Source organism: Nonomuraea rosea, from assembly GCF_039539705.1.
Classification (GTDB): domain Bacteria; phylum Actinomycetota; class Actinomycetes; order Streptosporangiales; family Streptosporangiaceae; genus Nonomuraea; species Nonomuraea rosea.
This window is the reverse complement of sequence record NZ_BAABDQ010000017.1, coordinates 143,168-160,303: the sequence shown is the minus strand read 5'-3', so window position 1 is coordinate 160,303 and position 17,136 is coordinate 143,168. Positions and strand designations below refer to the sequence as shown.

16 protein-coding genes are annotated in these 17,136 nt (G+C 70.9%); 7 read left to right on the top strand and 9 right to left on the bottom strand.

Annotated elements, in window-relative coordinates:
- Positions 1-98 precede the first annotated feature (98 nt).
- The 3 genes from ABEA43_RS34065 to ABEA43_RS34055 all read right to left on the bottom strand — a co-directional run bounded on the left by ABEA43_RS34065 (position 99) and on the right by ABEA43_RS34055 (position 4,088).
- Positions 99-2,264 carry a serine/threonine-protein kinase gene (locus tag ABEA43_RS34065; RefSeq protein WP_345568373.1) on the bottom strand — a complete coding sequence of 722 codons (2,166 nt, stop codon included), beginning with the start codon at positions 2,262-2,264 and terminating at the stop codon, positions 99-101.
- Positions 2,265-2,299: 35 nt separating this feature from the next.
- Positions 2,300-3,409, bottom strand: coding sequence for a serine/threonine-protein kinase (locus ABEA43_RS34060; protein ID WP_345568371.1), 1,110 nt, complete (start codon positions 3,407-3,409; stop codon positions 2,300-2,302).
- A 70-nt stretch (positions 3,410-3,479) separates the two neighbouring features.
- The gene (locus ABEA43_RS34055) at positions 3,480-4,088 is read right to left on the bottom strand and encodes a superoxide dismutase (protein ID WP_345568370.1); all 609 of its coding nucleotides are present in this window, start codon (positions 4,086-4,088) and stop codon (positions 3,480-3,482) included.
- A 603-nt stretch (positions 4,089-4,691) separates the two neighbouring features.
- Here ABEA43_RS34055 and ABEA43_RS34050 point away from each other — a divergent pair.
- Positions 4,692-4,880 carry a DUF5999 family protein gene (locus ABEA43_RS34050; protein ID WP_345568368.1) on the top strand — a complete coding sequence of 63 codons (189 nt, stop codon included), beginning with the start codon at positions 4,692-4,694 and terminating at the stop codon, positions 4,878-4,880.
- Positions 4,881-5,119: 239 nt separating this feature from the next.
- Here ABEA43_RS34050 and ABEA43_RS34045 read toward each other — a convergent pair whose 3' ends face one another.
- Together ABEA43_RS34045 and ABEA43_RS34040 are read right to left on the bottom strand one after the other, a co-directional pair.
- Positions 5,120-6,772, bottom strand: coding sequence for a fumarate hydratase (locus tag ABEA43_RS34045; protein WP_345568367.1), 1,653 nt, complete (start codon positions 6,770-6,772; stop codon positions 5,120-5,122).
- 65 nt (positions 6,773-6,837) lie between these two features.
- Entirely contained in the window at positions 6,838-7,710 is an 873-nt protein-coding gene (locus ABEA43_RS34040; protein ID WP_345568365.1) for a DMT family transporter, read from the bottom strand.
- A gap of 68 nt (positions 7,711-7,778) precedes the next feature.
- Between ABEA43_RS34040 and pdxR the strand changes: the two genes are divergently transcribed.
- The 3 genes from pdxR to ABEA43_RS34025 all read left to right on the top strand — a co-directional run bounded on the left by pdxR (position 7,779) and on the right by ABEA43_RS34025 (position 11,144).
- A complete protein-coding gene (gene pdxR, locus ABEA43_RS34035) occupies positions 7,779-9,221 on the top strand; it encodes a MocR-like pyridoxine biosynthesis transcription factor PdxR (protein ID WP_345568363.1) in 1,443 nt (480 codons plus the stop codon).
- A gap of 48 nt (positions 9,222-9,269) precedes the next feature.
- Positions 9,270-10,208 (top strand): Gfo/Idh/MocA family protein, encoded by a 939-nt coding sequence (locus tag ABEA43_RS34030; protein ID WP_345568361.1) that lies wholly within the window; start codon positions 9,270-9,272, stop codon positions 10,206-10,208.
- A 72-nt stretch (positions 10,209-10,280) separates the two neighbouring features.
- A complete protein-coding gene (locus ABEA43_RS34025) occupies positions 10,281-11,144 on the top strand; it encodes a Cgl0159 family (beta/alpha)8-fold protein (protein ID WP_345568360.1) in 864 nt (287 codons plus the stop codon).
- A gap of 4 nt (positions 11,145-11,148) precedes the next feature.
- On the opposite strand, the gene ABEA43_RS34020 is transcribed toward ABEA43_RS34025, so the two are convergent.
- On the bottom strand, positions 11,149-12,315 hold the full coding sequence (locus ABEA43_RS34020; RefSeq protein ID WP_345568359.1) for an MFS transporter: 1,167 nt from the start codon (positions 12,313-12,315) through the stop codon (positions 11,149-11,151).
- A gap of 112 nt (positions 12,316-12,427) precedes the next feature.
- Here ABEA43_RS34020 and ABEA43_RS34015 point away from each other — a divergent pair, with 112 nt between their 5' ends.
- Positions 12,428-13,021 carry a TetR/AcrR family transcriptional regulator gene (locus tag ABEA43_RS34015; RefSeq protein WP_345568357.1) on the top strand — a complete coding sequence of 198 codons (594 nt, stop codon included), beginning with the start codon at positions 12,428-12,430 and terminating at the stop codon, positions 13,019-13,021.
- On the opposite strand, the gene ABEA43_RS34010 is transcribed toward ABEA43_RS34015, so the two are convergent.
- Together ABEA43_RS34010 and ABEA43_RS34005 are read right to left on the bottom strand one after the other, a co-directional pair.
- Positions 12,982-13,719 carry a DUF998 domain-containing protein gene (locus tag ABEA43_RS34010; protein WP_345568354.1) on the bottom strand — a complete coding sequence of 246 codons (738 nt, stop codon included), beginning with the start codon at positions 13,717-13,719 and terminating at the stop codon, positions 12,982-12,984. The two genes, ABEA43_RS34015 and ABEA43_RS34010, sit on opposite strands and share 40 nt — an antisense overlap.
- Positions 13,720-13,852: 133 nt before the next feature.
- Positions 13,853-14,560 carry an SDR family oxidoreductase gene (locus ABEA43_RS34005; RefSeq protein WP_345568352.1) on the bottom strand — a complete coding sequence of 236 codons (708 nt, stop codon included), beginning with the start codon at positions 14,558-14,560 and terminating at the stop codon, positions 13,853-13,855.
- A gap of 74 nt (positions 14,561-14,634) precedes the next feature.
- Here ABEA43_RS34005 and ABEA43_RS34000 point away from each other — a divergent pair, with 74 nt between their 5' ends.
- Together ABEA43_RS34000 and ABEA43_RS33995 are read left to right on the top strand one after the other, a co-directional pair.
- Complete coding sequence (locus ABEA43_RS34000) at positions 14,635-15,186, top strand: TetR/AcrR family transcriptional regulator (RefSeq protein WP_345568351.1); 552 nt, start codon at positions 14,635-14,637, stop codon at positions 15,184-15,186.
- Positions 15,187-15,250: 64 nt separating this feature from the next.
- Positions 15,251-15,901 carry a DUF1707 SHOCT-like domain-containing protein gene (locus ABEA43_RS33995; protein ID WP_345568349.1) on the top strand — a complete coding sequence of 217 codons (651 nt, stop codon included), beginning with the start codon at positions 15,251-15,253 and terminating at the stop codon, positions 15,899-15,901.
- 83 nt (positions 15,902-15,984) lie between these two features.
- Here ABEA43_RS33995 and glpX read toward each other — a convergent pair whose 3' ends face one another.
- On the bottom strand, positions 15,985-17,019 hold the full coding sequence (gene glpX, locus ABEA43_RS33990; RefSeq protein ID WP_345568347.1) for a class II fructose-bisphosphatase: 1,035 nt from the start codon (positions 17,017-17,019) through the stop codon (positions 15,985-15,987).
- Positions 17,020-17,136: the final 117 nt, after the last annotated feature.

The following is a 17,136-nucleotide window of genomic DNA, read 5'->3' as shown; positions in this document are numbered from 1 at the left end:
CATCCAGTCTGAACCACGGCCGCGCGATCAGCTCAAAGGCGCAGCCGTACGTGCTCGCGCCGCCCGCCCGTTTGCACGTACGGGCGGGGCGGCGGCGGTCAGGCCGAGATGAGGGCCACCACGAGGACGGCGATCACCACGGCCGCGGCGGCGGCCACGGCCATGAGGACCAGCATGCCGTTGCGGTTGCCCGGAGGTCGCTGCTCCTCCTGACCCGCGATGGCGAACAGGTCCGTGCCCAGGCCCTTCCCCTGCTGCGGGCCCTGGCCCTGCTGGGGGCCGCCCTGCGGCGGGCCTTGGTGGGGGCCCTGGGGCTGCAGCTGGAGGTTCTGCTGCGGGGGCATCGGCGGGTAGACCTGCTGGCCCGGCGGGTTGTTCTGCGGCAGGTGGACGCGCGTGGTGATGGCGCTCTCGTCGCCCGGGTGCTGCGGCGGGCGGCCCTGCTCGGGCGCCGCGGGGAACGGCCCCTTGGGCCTGGAGATGCTGACCGTCCGCTCCGGATCGAAGCCCTCTTCCGCAGGCGGGCTTCCGTACGGCCCGGTGCCACCGGCCTGCGCCGACGGCTGAGTGCCCTGACCGCTCTGCCCGGACGCCTGCCAAGGACCTGTGCTCTGCCCTGGTCCAGAGCCACCGGGGCCGGAGCCCTGACCTTGCCCAGAACCCTGACCTTGCCCAGAGCCCTGACCGGGGCCGGAGCCCTGACCCGGCCCTGAGCGCTGCCCGAATCCTTGGCCGGAGCCTTGACCCTGCCCGGCCCCTTGGCCTGCTCCTTGGTTGGTCCCTTGGCCTGGGCGGAAGCCCTGGCCGGGACCGCGGCCCGGACCGCCGGGCTGCCCTGCACCGGCGCCCTGGCCCGCACCTTGACCGGGACCCTGCCCTGCCCCTTGACCGGTACCGGGACCTGGCGCTCCGGGACCGCGGGGGGCGGATCCTGGAGCCTGCGAGGCGTGCTGCTGCTGTCCCTGCGGCGGACGCCCGGAGGCGCTCTGCGGCACGGTGGGCGCGTTCGGGCCGCGCCCCGGCCCCTGCGGCCCGGCCCCGGGCCGCTGCCCGCCAGGCCCGCCCGCCGGTCGCTGCCCGGGCCCACCAGGCACCGGCGCACCGGGCCCGCCGGGACCACCAGGTCCACCGGCCCCCGGGACGCCAGCTCCTGGAACTCCAGCTCCTGGAACTCCAGGCCCCGGAACGCCACGGCCGCCGGGTCCACCCGCTCCAGGCCCGCCGGGACCGTCAGCACCCTGGCCGCCACGGCCACCGGGTCCCTGACCACCAGGGCCGCGTCCGCCAGGACCTCCCGCGGCCGGACCGCCGGGGCCTTGCCCGTGCGGGCCTCCCGGCCCGCCGGGGGGCGGCCCCGCCGGGGTCTTCTGAGCGAACGGGTCGGGCAAAGCGGCCTCCTGCGCCATAAGAGCCTCGGCCGTGAGCACCGGCATCTCGCTCGTCGGGGTGTCGGCGACCATGCGCAGCAGGGTCTCCGCCTTGGCAGCGTTGAGCCGCTGCCGGTAGTCCTTGCTCAGCAGCCCGTTCAGCACCGGCCGCAGCTGCCCGGCCTGCGTGGGCGGGTCCGCGCTCTCGGTGAGCAGCGCCGCCAGCGTCTCCGCGATCGTGGCCCGCTCGTACGCCGGACGCCCCTCGACGGCGAAGTAGAGAGTGGCACCGAGCGACCAGATGTCGGACTCGGGCCCGGTGTACTCGCCCCTGGCACGTTCCGGGGCCGTGTAGCCGGGTGATCCGATCACCATGCCCGTTTTCGTGAGCCGCGAGTCGCCCTCCGCCTTGGCGATGCCGAAGTCGGTCAGCACCACCCGGCCGCTCTCGGTGATGAGCACGTTGCCCGGCTTGACGTCGCGGTGCGTGATGCCCTGGGCGTGCGCCGCGCGCAGCGCCCCGAGCAGATCGACGCCGATCTCCGCCACGAGCCGCGGCGGCAGCGGCCCTTCCTCGTCGATCACCTGCTCAAGTGAGCGGGCCTCGATGAGCTCCATGATGATCCACGGGCTGTCGTCCTGGATGAGGACGTCGTGGATGGAGGCGACGGACGGGTGGTTGATCCGCGCGGCGATGCGCCCTTCGCGGACCATGCGTTCGCGCAGCTCGGACCGCTGTTCCTCGGTGAGACCGGGGTCCTGGCGGATTTCCTTGACCGCCACCTCGCGCCCGAGCGCGCGGTCGCGGGCGCGCCACACGGTGCCCATGGTCCCCCTGCCGAGGGGGGCGATGAGCTCGTAGCGCTCCGCGAGCAGGCGTGTCTGCTGTTCCGGCATGAGAAGAAGATATCGATTCTCGCTTGGGAAGTGCTTTACCCTCGCTTGCGAAGTTCTCTTGGCCAGAACCGTCGAGGAAGGCACAACTTTATCACCGTCGCTTTGAAACGGGCATAAGCGGACGGAGTAGGTCGCGCTTCTACACGCTTCCTGTGTACGCCTTCGCCGGGTTTACGTTCCTGTCTGGGCGGGGGCACGGTCAGCGCCGCCGCCGTGGCCTCCGCTCTGTGCAGCCCGCGATGCGCGGGCCTGCGTGTGAAAGACGGTGAGCTCGCCGTGGACGAGGTGCGTACGGGCCTGCGCTGCGTCAGCGGCTCCTCGGCCGAGCCGCCCGCGGCCACCCTGGCCAGCATGAGCGAGGCACGCACGGAGTCGAGCCTGGTCTGCGGATCGATCCTGAGCAGCGCGTCGAGCACGGGGGCCAGCGGCCCCGCCTTGGTCATGGGGATCGGCTCGCCGCTGGTGAGCGCCGCGAGGGCGGCGGCGGCCGTACGGCGGCCGTGCAGGCCCCTGCCCTCGACGGCGGTGTAGAGGGTCGCGCCGAGCGACCACAGATCGCCGGCGGGACTGGCCTTCGAGCCGAGCACCCGCTCTGGAGCGATGTATCCCGCGGACCCCAGGACGATGCCCGCCTGAGTGATGGAAACGTCACCTTCGAGCGCGGCCAGACCGAAGTCGGTGAGCACCGCGCGGTCCTCGGTCACCAGGACGTTGCTCGGCTTGACGTCGCGGTGCAGGATCCCCTTGGCGTGCACGGCGCGCAGCGCCCCGAGGATCTGCCTGCCGATCTCGGCGGCCCTGCGCGGGTGGAGCGGTCCGTGCTCCTGGATGAGCTGCTCCAGGGACTTGGCCCGGAGCAGCTCCATCACGATCCACGGCCGGTCGTCCTCGGTCACCACGTCGAACACGGTGATGACCGAAGGATGCGCGACCATCGCGGTCGCCCTGCCCTCACGCTCGGTACGGGCGCACAGCTCAGCGCGCAGGTCCTCGTCGAGCACGGAGGGCAGCCGCACTTCCTTGACCGCCACGTCACGGTCGAGCAGCTCGTCATGCGCCCGCCAAACGGTGCCCATGCCGCCGCGGCCGACCGGCTCCATGAGCCGATAGCGCGCGGCGAGTAGGTAACCGGAGGGCGCACGCATGCCAGGCAGCTTACCTATTTGGGTAAACCGACCAGTAGAGGCGGGGCCGATAATTTGTTGCGAACTTAAGTCAACCCACCTGACTCGTCACGTCAGCAAACCTCCTGGCCACATCGGACCAGTTGATGAGGCTCCACAGTTTCTCGACGTAGTCCGGGCGCACGTTGCGATATTGAAGATAGTACGCGTGCTCCCAGGCGTCGAAGACGAGCAGCGGCGTGGTGTTCATGCCGACGTTCCCGTGGTGGTCGTACACCTGCTCGACGAGCAGCCTGCGGCTCAGCGGCTCCCAGGCCAGCATGCCCCATCCGGAGCCCTGGACGGACGCCGTGGCGGCGGTGAGCTGCTTCTGGAACGCCTCGAACGTGCCGAAGTGCGCGTCGATGGCCTCCCCGAGCGGCCCGTCGGGGCGATCGCCGCCGTCGGGGGACAGGTTCTCCCAGAAGATCGAATGCAGGACATGTCCTGACAGGTGGAAGCTGAACGTCTTCTCCAGGCCCACCAGGTGGGAGAAGTCGCTCTTGTCGCGGGCCTCCGCGAGCCGCTCCAGGGTGTCGTTGGCGCCCTTGACGTAGGCCGCGTGGTGCTTGGCGTGGTGCAACTCCAGGATCTCGCCCGTGATGGCGGGCTCCAGCGCGCCGTAGTCGTAGGGCATGTCGGGAAGGGTGTATCCGGCCATGTGGCCCTCCTTGTCGATCTCTGAGGGCGACACTATTGCAAGGAGTTCGCAGTTGCATCAGACTTGCGACCTAGGTCCCGCCTTTGCACAGTGGCGAGGATTGGTTTGGTCCCGCCGCGCGGGCGGCTTACCGCCGCCCGCGCGCGCCTCTCGGCCGAATTTTCCTGAGCACGTTTCCGCAGCTCATCATGGGTGTGTGTCGATCGGCACAGCGCCGGCGCGAAGAAGTGTGCATGATGCCTTGCAGGGGACTTTCATGCGTACGGCAGGCTGACTGACAGGAACCGAGAGGTGCCGTCAGCGAGTTGTAAGGGTGCCGTAAGGAGACGGGGGCATGGTTAAGACATGCAAGAAGCAGCGCTCCCGCAGCCGGCCGGAAAGTGTCGGTGCCGATCGTCACACTGGGGGCGTACGCCGAGGTTCCGAAACTGAAGACCGACAACTGACGACAGACCGTTGAAGGACGTGATGAAGATGCGCCAGACCCAGGTTCGCCGCCGGCCGAAGAAGTCGGCCAGAGCCACGCTGGACCTTCGCACGCCGTCGGGGCGATCGCTGCCCTTTTGAAAAACCGAATCAGGAGCGCCATCTGAGAGGTGCGCGATGTGCAGTCACTTCCCCGCTTGCCCAAGTGCCGACTCGCTCGACCGTGAGGCGTCACACGTGATCTCGGCCCACCCTGACCAGGGCTGGAGCCTTCTCTGCAACGGCGTGGTGCTGTTCGATGACACCGGCCTGCTGCTGCCCGACGGTTCCGTCGTGGCGCCGCACAGAGCGGCGGTCGCCGCGTGACGGGCCCGTTCCGGGAAAACCCCGCCCAGGTGCCGAGCGGCACTATCGCCCACTCGGCACCCCCCGGAGCCTGAGGCACCCCCCAGAGCCGGAGTCGAGCCTCAGGCAGCCCCCCGGCGGCCTTTGACGGCACCTCCCGCAGCCCGGCACCTCTCGCAGCCCGGCATCTCCCGCAGCCGGCGCCTCCCGCAGCCCGGGAAAGCGGCTCCAGGCGTCAGCGACGCCCGAGCGACAGCACGTCAGCGACGCCCGATCGACAGCACCGGGCCGGTCCTGTCGGTGAAGAAGTCGTCTCCCTTGTCATCGACGACGATGAACGCGGGGAAGTCCACGACCTCGATCTTCCACACGGCCTCCATCCCCAGCTCGGGATATTCGAGCACCTCCACCTTCTTGATGCAGTCCTGGGCCAGCCTGGCCGCGGGACCGCCGATGGAGCCCAGGTAGAAGCCGCCGTGCTTCGCGCAGGCGTCCGTGACCTGCTGGGACCTGTTGCCCTTGGCCAGCATCACCATCGAGCCGCCCGCCGCCTGGAAGCGCTCCACATAGGAGTCCATCCGCCCGGCCGTCGTGGGCCCGAACGAGCCCGACGCGTACCCTTCGGGGGTCTTGGCCGGTCCGGCGTAGTAGACGGCGTGGTCCTTGAGGTATTGCGGCATCTCGCCGCCGTCGTCCAGCAGCTCGGCGATCTTCGCGTGCGCGATGTCGCGGGCGACGACGAGGGGGCCGGTGAGGGACAGGCGCGTCTTGACCGGATATTTCGTCAGCTCGGCGAGGATCTCCGGCATCGGGCGGTTGAGGTCCACCTGAATGACGTCGTCCGACAGGTGCTCGTCGGTCGTCTCCGGCAGGAACCTGGCCGGGTCGGTCTCCAGCTTCTCCAGGAACACGCCCTCCGGCGTGATCTTGGCCAGCGCCTGGCGGTCGGCCGAGCAGGAGACGGCGATGGCCACCGGGCAGGAGGCCCCGTGCCTGGGCAGGCGGATGACGCGTACGTCGTGGCAGAAGTATTTCCCGCCGAACTGCGCCCCGATCCCGAGCTTCTGCGTCAGCTCGAAGACCTTCGCCTCCATCTCCAGGTCCCTGAACCCGTGCGCGGACGCCGACCCCTCGGTGGGGATCGAGTCGAGGTAGCGGGCGCTGGCGTACTTGGCGGTCTTGAGCGCGAACTCGGCGGAGGTGCCGCCCACGACCACGGCCAGATGGTACGGGGGGCAGGCCGCGGTGCCCAGCGAGCGGATCTTCTCCTCCAGGAAGGCCAGCATCCGCTTCTCGTTGAGCACGGCCTTGGTCTCCTGGTACAGGAACGACTTGTTGGCCGACCCGCCGCCCTTGGCCATGAAGAGCAGTTTGTACTCGTCGGCGTGACCGTGCGGGTCCTCGGCGTAGAGCTCGATCTGGGCGGGCAGGTTGCTGCCGGTGTTCTTCTCCTCCCACATGGTGAGCGGAGCCATCTGCGAATAGCGCAGGTTGAGCCGGGTGTAGGCGTCGTACACGCCGCGTGAGACGTGCTTGGCGTCGAGCCCGTCGGTCAGCACGTGACGTCCGCGCTTGCCCATGACGATCGCGGTGCCGGTGTCCTGGCACATGGGGAGCACGCCGCCGGCCGAGATGGAGGCGTTCTTCAGCAGGTCGAGCGCCACGAAGCGGTCGTTGCCGCTGGACTCGGGGTCATCGACGATCTTCCGGAGCTGGGCGAGGTGCGAGGCCCGCAGGAAATGGGAGATGTCGTGGATGGCCGTCTCGGTCAGCAGCCGCAGGACCTCCGGCTCGACCTCCAGAAACGTACGCCCAGCCGCCTCGACCTTCCGCACCCCCTCCGTGGTGATCAGCCGATATTCGGTGTCATCGGCTCCCAGCGGCAGCAGGTCGGTGTAGTCGAACTCGCCCATGTCCATCCTTTCGGGGTTCCCTAGAGATTAGTCCCTCCGTCGCGGACCCCCGTCCGGTGGTGCGCTCACGCCTCGTTCGGCGCGACGGCGGGGGCGGGCGAGCGCTCGGCGGTGAGGCCCACCAGGATGCCGGCGATCACCAGGCCGGCCCCGAGCAGGTCGTACGCGGACGGCGTCGCGACCCCGAGCACCAGCCCCGTGACGATCGCCGCCACCGGGATGAGCCCGGCGAACAGCCCGGCCCGGCCGGGGCCCAGCTTGGGCAGCGAGCTGTACCAGAGGAAGAACGCCACCACCGTGACCACGACCGCCAGATAGGCGAACCCGAGCGCCTCGGGCACCGTCGGCACCCGCAGCATGCCCGTGCCCTCGTCGGCGAAGCCGATCGCGGCCAGCATCGGCACGGCCAGCGTGGTCGAGTACGCCGACACCCTGATCGGCCCCAGCCTGGGCAGCAGCGGGATGGCCAGCACGGAGAAGCTCACCTCGCCCACGAGCGCGCCGAGCGCCCACAACAGGCTGGTCAGATCGCCGCTGCCGAGACCGGTGGCCAGCGTGGCCCCGGCCACCACGACGCACGCCCCGATGAGCAGCCGGGGCGCGGGACGCCCGCCGGCCAGTGCCAGCGCCAGCGGCACGGTGCCCAGGACGGTCCCGACCAGCGCGGGCCCGGCGGCGTTGGTCGACTCGATCACGCAGACGTTGAACGCGACCAGGCCGAGCAGGGTGAGCCCGCCGAGGCACAGGGCCTCGCGCAGGTTCGGCCGGACGAACCGCAGACCGAGCACCCGCGTTATGACAAGCAGGATGACCGCCGCCACGAGATACCGCACGGCCTGTCCGCCGTATATGGGATAGCCGCCGATGAGCCCCGACACCCCGGCCAGGGTGCCGACCAGGAACATCGCCGAGGCGGCGCCTACGATTCCGGTTTTCATGTGAAGGATGCTAGAGAGACAATGGTTCCCGAAAACAGTCCAATGTCCCGGCAAGAGACAGGACCAATATGGCTGACCTCCATATCAAGATAAGTCGTGATAAGGGGGGCATAGCCGGTCAGATAGCCGCTGAGCTGCGCGACTCCATCAGGGGTGGCCGGCTCACACCGGGCACCCGCCTGCCCGCCACCCGCGACCTCGCCGCCGACCTCCAGGTCTCCAGGGGCGTGGTGGTGGAGGCGTACGAGCAGCTCGTCGCCGAAGGCTTCCTGATCTCCAAGGTCGGCGTCGGCACCCAGGTCACCCCGAAAACGGGCGCCCGGCCCGTCAACGGGCCGCCCGTCAACGGTCCCGCCAGGCAGCGCAGCGTGCCGCCGCCCCGGCCGGCGGCCGCGCCGGCCCCCCAAGCGCCGGGCACCCCCGTGTGCGCTCCGTACTACGGTCATCGCCCCACCTCCCCAGACCTCAGCCACTTCCCCCGTGAAAGATGGCTCGCCGCCGTGAGGCACGTCCTGACCACCGTACCCTCGGACGCCCTCGACTACGGGGACCCCGGCGGCGTGCCTGAGCTGCGGGAAGAGCTGGCCGGCTACCTCCGGCGGGTGCGCGCGGCGGACGTGCGCCCGGACAACCTCGTCATCGTCGGCGGCGTGGCGCAGGGCCTGAGCCTGGTCCTGCACGTCCTGACCCGGCAGCGCCCGTTCCGGCTGGCGGTGGAGGACCCGACGAGCAACCGCCAGACGCCGTTGCTCAGGCGGGCGGGCGCGCACCTGGTCCCGGTCCCCGTGGACGAGGAGGGCCTGGACGTGGGCAAGCTGAGCGGGGACGCGGTCCTGGTCACCCCCGCGCACCAGTACCCGACCGGGGTGGTCCTCTCGCCGCCGCGCCGGGCCGCCTTGATGGACTGGGCGTACGCGGGCCACCGCACGATCCTGGAGGACGACTACGACGCCGAGTTCCGCTTCGACCGCGACCCCGTCGGCTGCCTTCAGGGCCTGGCGCCGGACCGGGTGATCCTCTCCGGCAGCGTCAGCAAGGCGCTGGCGCCGGGGCTGCGGCTGGGCTGGGTGGCCGCGCCCCCTGACCTGGCCGAGGCGATCCGCAGGGCGCGCGGCGAGCTGGACCTGGGCTCGCCGGTCATCGAGCAGTACGCCCTGGCCCATTTCCTGCGTACCGGGGGGTATGACAAGCATTTGCGCCGGATGCGCAGGGAATACCGGCGCCGCAGGGACGCCCTGGTCACGGCGCTGGCCGAGCAGCTGCCCGAGATCCGGGTCAAGGGCATCGACGCGGGGCTGCACGTGTACCTGGAGCTCCCGTGCGACTGGGACGAGAACGAGGCGACCCGGGTCGCGCACGGCCTCGGGCTGTCGGCCGAGGCGGTGGGGCCGATGCGGGAGTCGCAGGGACCGCCGGCGCTGGTGGTGGGGTTCGCCCGGTTGCCGGCGCACAAGGCGGCTGAGGCCGTAAGCGGCTTAAAGGTCAGAATGTCAGGACAAAACGTTGACTGAGGGAGAAGTGCTCGCCTAGAAAGAGATTCACCCCAGAACGGAGGCGCCATGCGTGTGGGACTGCTGGGCTTGGGCCGGATCGGGGCCTTTCACGCCGCGACCCTGGCCGCGCATCCGCTGGTCGACGAGCTGATCGTGGCCGATCCCGTACGGACGTCGCCGTACGGGAGGCCGGGAGACCCGTTCGAGTCGGACGCCGTGGTCATCGCCACCCCGACCGGCACCCACGCCGAGCTGATCATCAGGGCGTGCGAGCGAGGCGTGCCGGCCTTCTGCGAGAAGCCGGTCGCGGGCACGGTGGCCGACACCGTGAAGGTGCTGGAGGCGGCCCAGGGGCATCGGGTGCAGATCGGGTTCCAGCGCAGGTTCGACCCCGGCTACGTGGCCGCCGCCCGCGCCCTGCGCACGGGAGAGCTGGGCACGCTGCACCGCGTACACCTGATCACCGCCGATCCGGCGCCGCCGCCCGCCGAGTACATCGCCACCTCCGGCGGCATCTTCCGCGACTGCCACATCCACGACTTCGACATCCTGCGCTGGGTGACCGGCCGCGAGGTGGCGTCGGTCTACGCGGCCGGGGCCAACAGGGGCGCCGCCTTCTTCGCGGCGGCCGGCGACGTGGACAACAGCGCCGCGCTGCTCACGCTGGACGACGGCACGCTGGCCACCCTGCAGGGCTCGCGCTACAACGGCGCGGGGTACGACGTGCGCATGGAGCTGGCCGGCACCGAGCGCACCCAGGTCGTCGGCCTCGGCCCGCGCGCCCCGCTGCACACGACCGAGGGCTCGCCCAGCGGCGAAGATCCGTGGCCGGACTTCGTCACCCGGTTCGGGACCGCCTACCGCAGGGAGATCGACGGCTTCCTGCGCGCGGAGGAGAGCCTGTGCTCGATCGAGGACGCCCTGGAGGCGCTCTTCGTGGCCGAGGCCGCCGACCTGTCGCTGCGCGAACGCCGTCCTGTCGAGGTCGCGGAGGTGCGGCGATGAGCGCGGCGGCCGGCGAACCATCCGTCGAGAACGTCCGGCGCGGCCTCGCCCACCCGGACGAGGTGCTGGAGGTTGCCTGACTACGACGAACTGCGCCGGACGCGGGCCAGGTTCCCCGAGCGCGTCGCGGAGGCGGCGGCGGCCAGGCGGCGCAGGCCGCTGTTCGGGGCGCGCGATCAGCTCATGATCATCGCCGCCGACCATCCGGCCAGGGGCGCGCTGGCGGTCGGCGGCCGGCCGCTGGCCATGGGCGACCGCGTCGAGCTGCTCGACCGGCTGACGACCGCGCTGCGACGGCCGGGCGTGGACGGGCTGCTGGCCACGCCCGACGTGGTCGAGGACCTGCTGCTGCTCGGCGCGCTCGACGATCTCATCGTCATCGGCTCGATGAACAGGGGCGGGCTGCAGGGGGCCGTGTTCGAGTTCGACGACCGGTTCACGGCGTACGACAGCGGGGCCATCGCGCGGATGCGGCTCGACGGCGGCAAGATGCTGTGCAGGATCGCGCTCGACGAGCCGGGCACCGCCGCGACCCTGGAGTCGTGCGGCCGGGCGATCACCGAGCTGGCCGACGCCGGCCTGGTGGCGATGATCGAGCCGTTCTGGTCGCGCGGGCAGGGGAACGACCTGTCGCCGGACGGCGTGATCAAGGCGATCAGCGTCGCCCAGGGACTGGGCGCCACCTCCGCGCGTACCTGGCTGAAGATCCCCGTGGTGGCGGACATGGAGCGCGTCATGCGGGCCACCACGCTGCCGGCGCTGCTGCTCGGCGGCGACCCGGGGGACGCGCCCGACCTGGCCTACGCCGCCTGGCGCAAGGCGCTGCGGCTGCCCGGCGTGCGCGGGCTCGTCGTCGGCAGGGCGCTGCTCTACCCGCAGGACGACGACGTGGCCGCGGCCGTGGACCAGGCGGTCTCCCTGCTGGAGCCGCTCTGATCGCTCAGGCTGCGGTGGGCTCGGCGGCCTGCTTCGGCTGGAAGCCCGGCGCGAGCATGATGATCACGGCGGACAGCACCAGCGGCGCGACGAACGCCACCCGCATGTCCGCGGCCTCCGCGATGCCGCCCACCAGGGCCGCTCCGACGATGAAGCCGATGTAGTTGAAGAGGTTCACCCTGGCGATGGCCACGCCGGTCCCGGCCGGGTCCAGCTTGCCCGCCGCCGAGAACGACTGCGGCGCCACCACCGACAGCCCCACCCCGGTCAGGCCGAACGCGACAATGCCCAGGAGCTGGTTGGGGGCCACGACGACGCCGAGGAAGCCCAGCGTGGCGATCACGCCGCCGATCCTGACGATGGCGGCGGGGCCGTACCTCCTGACCGCGAAGTCGCCGCCGAGCCGCACGGCCAGCGTGGTCGCCTGGTAGGCGACGTAGGCCAGCGGGATCACCCTCGGGCCGGCCTCCAGCACGTCCTTCATGAACACGGTGTTGAAGTTGGAGACGGCGGCGTCGCCGACGTACAGGAAGCCCATGGCCAGGCAGAGCGGGATGATCGGCCGCCACGGGAAGCGGCCGGTGGCGCCCGCGGCGGCGCCGTCCACCTTCTCCTCCTCGAACGTGCACAGGCTCGGCCCGGCGTAGAGCGAGCCGGCCACGGCCAGGACCATCGGCAGCGCCATGATGAGCGGGAGCGGGAGGTCGGCGGCCGCCGACGCCCACAGGGCCCCGATCATGCTCAGCACGCTCCACACGCAGTGGAAGCCGTTCAGCACCTGGACGCCGTACCTGCGCTCGACCGCCACGCCCTGCATGTTCATGCCCGCGTCCACCGCGCCCACCGCCACCCCGAACAGCAGCAGCACGGGCACCAGCAGCAGCACGTTCGGCGCGAGCCCGGCCAGCACGACGGCGAGGGCGACGACCGGCTGCGCGACGCGCAACAGCGGCTGGCTGCCCCTCCTGGCGGCGAACGACCCGGCCGCCACACTGCCGACCCCGGCGAACACGGGAACGATGAGCAGCAGGAGCGTCAGCGCGCCCTCGTCGAGCTCGTGCTTGGCCTGGAGGTTCGCGACCTGGATGAGGAGCGAGGCGAATGACAGGCCCTGTACGGCGTAGACGACGGACGTGGCGACACGGGCCTGGCGATCACGCGGGGACGGCACGGCGGCCTCCTGATCGGGGGGAATCAAACGTGAGGCGGGGTCAGGTTAGCGGCTGCCGGAGGCGCTCCGCCAGCATGACATCAGGTGCGCGGCCCGGGATAGGGTTCCGGAGGTGAAGCGGGGTTACGCGACCGGCGAGGCGCGCAAAGAACGCATCCTGGCCGCCGCGCTCCTGGAGTTCGCCGAGAACGGCTATCGGGGCGCGTCGCTGGCCCGCATCGCCGAGCGCGTCGAGCTGTCCCAGGCCGGCCTGCTGCACCACTTCAAGAGCAAAGAGCTGCTGCTCGTCGCGGTGCTGGACTATCGGGACTCACTCGACACGCGCAAGTTCGACCTCGGCTCGGCCGGCGGGATCGACGCGCTGCGCGCCCTGGCCGACGTGGTCGAGCACAACGCCAGGGTGCCCGGCCTGGTGCAGCTCTTCTCCGTGATCAGCGGCGAGGCCGTGACGCCCGGCCATCCGGGACACGAGTGGGCCAGGCGGCGCTACCGGCGGCTGCGCGCCGACGTGGCCGCTGCGCTGCGCTCGGGGGCCGAGCGCGGGGAGTTCCGGCCGGGGCTGGACGCCGAGGCGCACGCCGACCGGCTGATCGCGATGATGGACGGCCTGCAGACGCAGTGGCTGATCGACCCCGACCGGGTGGACATGGCCGCGATCTTCAGGAGCTACGTGGACGACCTCATCACCGTGCTGCGGCCCGAGTAGGTCTCGGCGGTTTCAGCGGCTTCGGCTTCGGCGGCCCTCGCGGACGCCGCGGCGTCCGTCGTGGGCAGCGTGACCCCCGGCGTCGCGGGCCTGGTCGCGGCCCACAGGCCCAGGGCCAGCAGCGCGGCCACTTCCGTGACGGCCATCCCGCGCTCCACCAGCCCGAGCGGCATGACCCGGTACCACGGCAGCCCGCTGTTCGCCGCGATGAGCATCGCCGCGCCGATGCCCGCCACCCACAGCACCGAGCAGATCCCGAACCCGAAGGCCGCCACCGTGGCCCTGGACCGCTCGCGATGCCGCCACGGCCTGGCGATGACCACCGCGGCCAGCGGCAGGCTGAGGAAGGCGACGAAGCTGCCCACCCGGTGGATGCTGCCGCTCATGCTCGGCCCGACCGACCAGTCGTGCTTCTCGAACCAGGCCGTCATGAACAGCCCCACGCTCCACGCCATGAGCGTGACCGTGCCGAAGACCCCGGCGAGCTTCCTGCGCGCCAGCGAGACCGTGATGGCCGCGGAACCGGCCGCCAGCAGCCCGACCCCGAGCCCGAAGATCCAGCCGTCGGGGCCGAGGCCGTGCTCGCTGATGGTCCGCCTGATCGGGTTCATCTCGTCGAGGCCGGCCACCTCCAGGCCCACGATCACCGCTATGCCCGCGCCTGCCACGCCGAGACCCCACCGCGCCGGTCGATGCACGCACACCCCTTATGCCGCGATCCTCGCCGGGATCCGTTGCCGCACTCCGTTGCAGGATCAACGGCGGGGAATGCGCGCAGATTCCTGTGAAACCCGGCTTTTCACGCCAGAGCGCGCTGAATGAGCTCGTCGCTCATGCCTTCAACCGCCCTCCTCCGTCCACGGTGAGCACCGTGCCGGTCACGAACGAGTTGCGCACCACGTACTCGATCGTGGCGGCGACGTCCTCCGGCCTGCCGACGCGCCCGGCCGGCAGGCTCGCGGCGGTGCCCTCCAGGAACGTCGCCCGCGCCTCGTCCCCGATCTCCGACCACCAGTCGGTGTCGATCACGCCGGGGGAGACCGCGTTCACCCTGATGGGCGCCAGCTCGACCGCCAGGCCGGGCACGGCCGCCTCGATCGCCCCGTTCACCGCCGCCAGTGTGGAAATGCCGGGGTAGGCCGAGCCCGCGGAGGCGGCCGTCAGGAAGGTGATCGAGCCTTCCCCGCTCAGCACGCCGAGCGCCGCCTGGGCGGTCAGCAAGTGCGGGAGCAGCTTGTTCCGCACCGCGGCGAGCAACCCGTCGCCGGTCAGCGCGCTCAGCGGGCCCGCACCGCCGCGGCCCGTCACCGTGATGATCAGATGGTCCACGGTGCCGAGCCGCTCGAACAGCGCGCGCATCGCCTCCGTGTCACGCGCGTCGGCGACCTCGCCCTGCGCCTGGCCGCCGAGCTCCTTCAAGGCCGAGCTCAGGCGCTCCTCCGAGCGGCCCGTGATGAAGACCTCGTCGCCTGCCGCGGCCAGCCTGGCGGCGGCCGCGAGTCCGATGCCCGACGTGCCGCCTGCGATCACTACTCGCATGGTTTGTTCTCCTCAATACGAGACATCCTGCCTCGAATATAAAACGAGGCATGGTGTCTTGTAAAGTGGGCGCCATGGTAGGCAGACCACGCAGCGAGGTGACCAGAAAGGCGATCCTCCGGGCGGCGCTCGACCTGTGCGCCCGGGACGGATACCAGAACGTCACCATGAAGGGCATCGCCCAGGCGGCCGGCAGCGGCAGGCAGACCGTCTACCGCTGGTGGCAGACCAAGGCGCAGGTGCTGATGGAGAGCCTGACGGAGATCCTCGCCGAGGACGTGCCGCCGCCGCCGAGCAGCGGTGACGCGCGGGCCGATCTCGTCGCGTTCCTGGAGCAGACGTTCGCGCTGGCGCAGGGAGTGGCCGGGCAGGTCGTGGTGGGGCTGATGGCCGACGCTCAATCCGACCCCGCCCTGGCCGCCGACCTGCGGGCGAAGATCATCGGGCCGCGCCGGGCCGTGCTGCGCTCCGTGCTGGCCCGCGGGGCCGTGCCCGGCGACGTGGATCTGGAGCTGACGGTCGATCTCGTGTACGGCGCCATGTGGTACCGGCTGCTGAACCGCCACGCCGAGGTGAACGAGGACCTGGCAGCGGAGATTACCGGGCTACTGGCGCGAATCCACTGATCTGCTCTGATCCAGGTCCGTTCTGGACGAGCGAATGTGGCGAGCGCCAGATATCGTGCGAAGTGTGAACGAACGCGCTGGATCCTGGTTGCCGAAGCTGCAGGAAGTCGGAGAGCGGCTGGCCGAGGAGTGGGTGACGTCCCGCCGGCCCGCGTCCTCCGGCGACGCGCCGCAGCCGCACGAGCTGCGCGCGTCCGACGCCGACCGCGAACGCATCGCGCAGGTCCTCCAGGACGCGCACGCCGACGGCCGGCTCTCCTTCGACGAGCTGGAGGAACGGCTCGGCACCCTCTACGCCGCGCGTACCCTCGGCGAGCTCGCCGGGCTCACCGCCGACCTGCTGCCCGCCGAGGAGCAGCCGATCAACCTGGACGGCAGGCCGGTCTCCGCCATCTTCAAGAAGGAGCAGCGCGGCGGACGCTGGGTCGTGCCGGCCGAGCTCGACGTGACGGCCATGTTCGGCACCACCAAGCTGGACTTCCGCGACGCGATCCTGCAGAACCGGCAGATCATCATCAACGCCACGCTCGTCTTCGGCGGCCTGGAGATCCACGTGCCCGAGGGGCTGGAGGTGGTCAGGGTCGCCAAGGGCGAGACGGTCCGCCTGACCAAGCAGCCGACCGAGCCGGGCGCGCCCGTGGTCGAGATCCGCACCACGAACTTCGCCGGCGAGGTCAAGATCAAAGAGCCGCCCCGCCGCAAGCGCCGCCGCTGAACGCCCCAGCCTTCGTTGTCCTACTGCGGGCTCAGCCCGCGGTGCCTGATTACGGGCTCAGCCCGCAGTATCCACTTACGGGCTCAGCCCGCGGTGTCGAAGTTGATCGCGCTGTAGGCCCGCAGCTTCCAGAGCTGGTGCTCGCTCTCGATCTTGCGGATCGTTCCCGAGCGGCCGCGCATCACCAGCGACTCGGTCACCGCCGAGCCGGCCCTGAACCGTACGCCCTGCATGAGCTCGCCGTGCGTGATCCCGGTCGCGGCGAAGAACACGTCATCGGACCTGACGAGGTCGTTCGTGGTGAGCACCTGGCCCAGGTCGTGTCCCGCGTCGATCGCCTTGCCCCGCTCGGCGTCGTCACGCGGCCAGAGCTTGCCCTGGATCACGCCGCCCAGGCACTTGAGCGCACACGCCGCCACGATGCCCTCGGGCGTGCCGCCGATGCCCAGCATCAGGTCGATGCCGGTGCCCGCGCGAGCCGCCATGATCGCACCGGCCACGTCGCCGTCGGTGATGAACTTGATCCGCGCGCCCGTCTCCCTGATCTCCTTGACCAGCCGCTCATGCCTGGGCCGGTCGAGCACGACCACGGTGACGTCGGACGGCGAGCAGTGCTTGGCCTTGGCGACGGCGTTGACGTTCGCCGCCACGGGGGCCTCGATGTCCACCGCGTCGGCCGCCTCCGGGCCGGTGACCAGCTTCTCCATGTAGAACACCGCCGACGGGTCGTACATCGAGCCGCGCTCGCTCACCGCGATCACCGAGACCGCGTCCGGCATCCCCAGCGCGGTCAGCCGCGTGCCGTCGATGGGGTCCACCGCCACGTCGCAGTCGGGGCCGCTGCCGTCGCCGACCTGCTCGCCGTTGAACAGCATCGGGGCGCGGTCCTTCTCACCCTCGCCGATGACCACGACGCCGTTCATGGAGACCGTGTTGATCAGCTGGCGCATGGCGTTCACCGCCGCGCCGTCGGCGCCGTTCTTGTCGCCACGGCCGACCCACCGGGCCGCCGACATCGCGGCCGCCTCCGTGACACGGACGAGCTCCATCGCCAGGTTGCGATCGGGGGCGTGCTCGCCGGTGGCGAGCTCGGCCGGTACGGACGTCTGATCCGACATGATGAGTGGCCTCCTCGTGGGGAATCTACATCGATGGTAGTTGCCCCCTTCTTCCCGGTCCGAGGCGGATAATCGGCCAGGCCCGAAGCGGACATCTCGCCGGAGCCCGGCCGGCGG

What these genes read in the sequence shown, in the direction of transcription:
- ABEA43_RS34000 (WP_345568351.1), top strand. Translation starts at nt 14,635, where the DNA reads ATGGTAGGCAGACCACGCAGCGAGGTGACCAGAAAGGCGATCCTCCGG.
- glpX (WP_345568347.1), bottom strand. Translation starts at nt 17,019, where the DNA reads ATGTCGGATCAGACGTCCGTACCGGCCGAGCTCGCCACCGGCGAGCAC.
- ABEA43_RS34055 (WP_345568370.1), bottom strand. Translation starts at nt 4,088, where the DNA reads ATGGCCGGATACACCCTTCCCGACATGCCCTACGACTACGGCGCGCTG.
- ABEA43_RS34005 (WP_345568352.1), bottom strand. Translation starts at nt 14,560, where the DNA reads ATGCGAGTAGTGATCGCAGGCGGCACGTCGGGCATCGGACTCGCGGCC.
- pdxR (WP_345568363.1), top strand. Translation starts at nt 7,779, where the DNA reads ATGGCTGACCTCCATATCAAGATAAGTCGTGATAAGGGGGGCATAGCC.
- ABEA43_RS34050 (WP_345568368.1), top strand. Translation starts at nt 4,692, where the DNA reads ATGTGCAGTCACTTCCCCGCTTGCCCAAGTGCCGACTCGCTCGACCGT.
- ABEA43_RS34030 (WP_345568361.1), top strand. Translation starts at nt 9,270, where the DNA reads ATGCGTGTGGGACTGCTGGGCTTGGGCCGGATCGGGGCCTTTCACGCC.
- ABEA43_RS34060 (WP_345568371.1), bottom strand. Translation starts at nt 3,409, where the DNA reads ATGCGTGCGCCCTCCGGTTACCTACTCGCCGCGCGCTATCGGCTCATG.
- ABEA43_RS34065 (WP_345568373.1), bottom strand. Translation starts at nt 2,264, where the DNA reads ATGCCGGAACAGCAGACACGCCTGCTCGCGGAGCGCTACGAGCTCATC.
- ABEA43_RS34040 (WP_345568365.1), bottom strand. Translation starts at nt 7,710, where the DNA reads ATGAAAACCGGAATCGTAGGCGCCGCCTCGGCGATGTTCCTGGTCGGC.
- ABEA43_RS34045 (WP_345568367.1), bottom strand. Translation starts at nt 6,772, where the DNA reads ATGGGCGAGTTCGACTACACCGACCTGCTGCCGCTGGGAGCCGATGAC.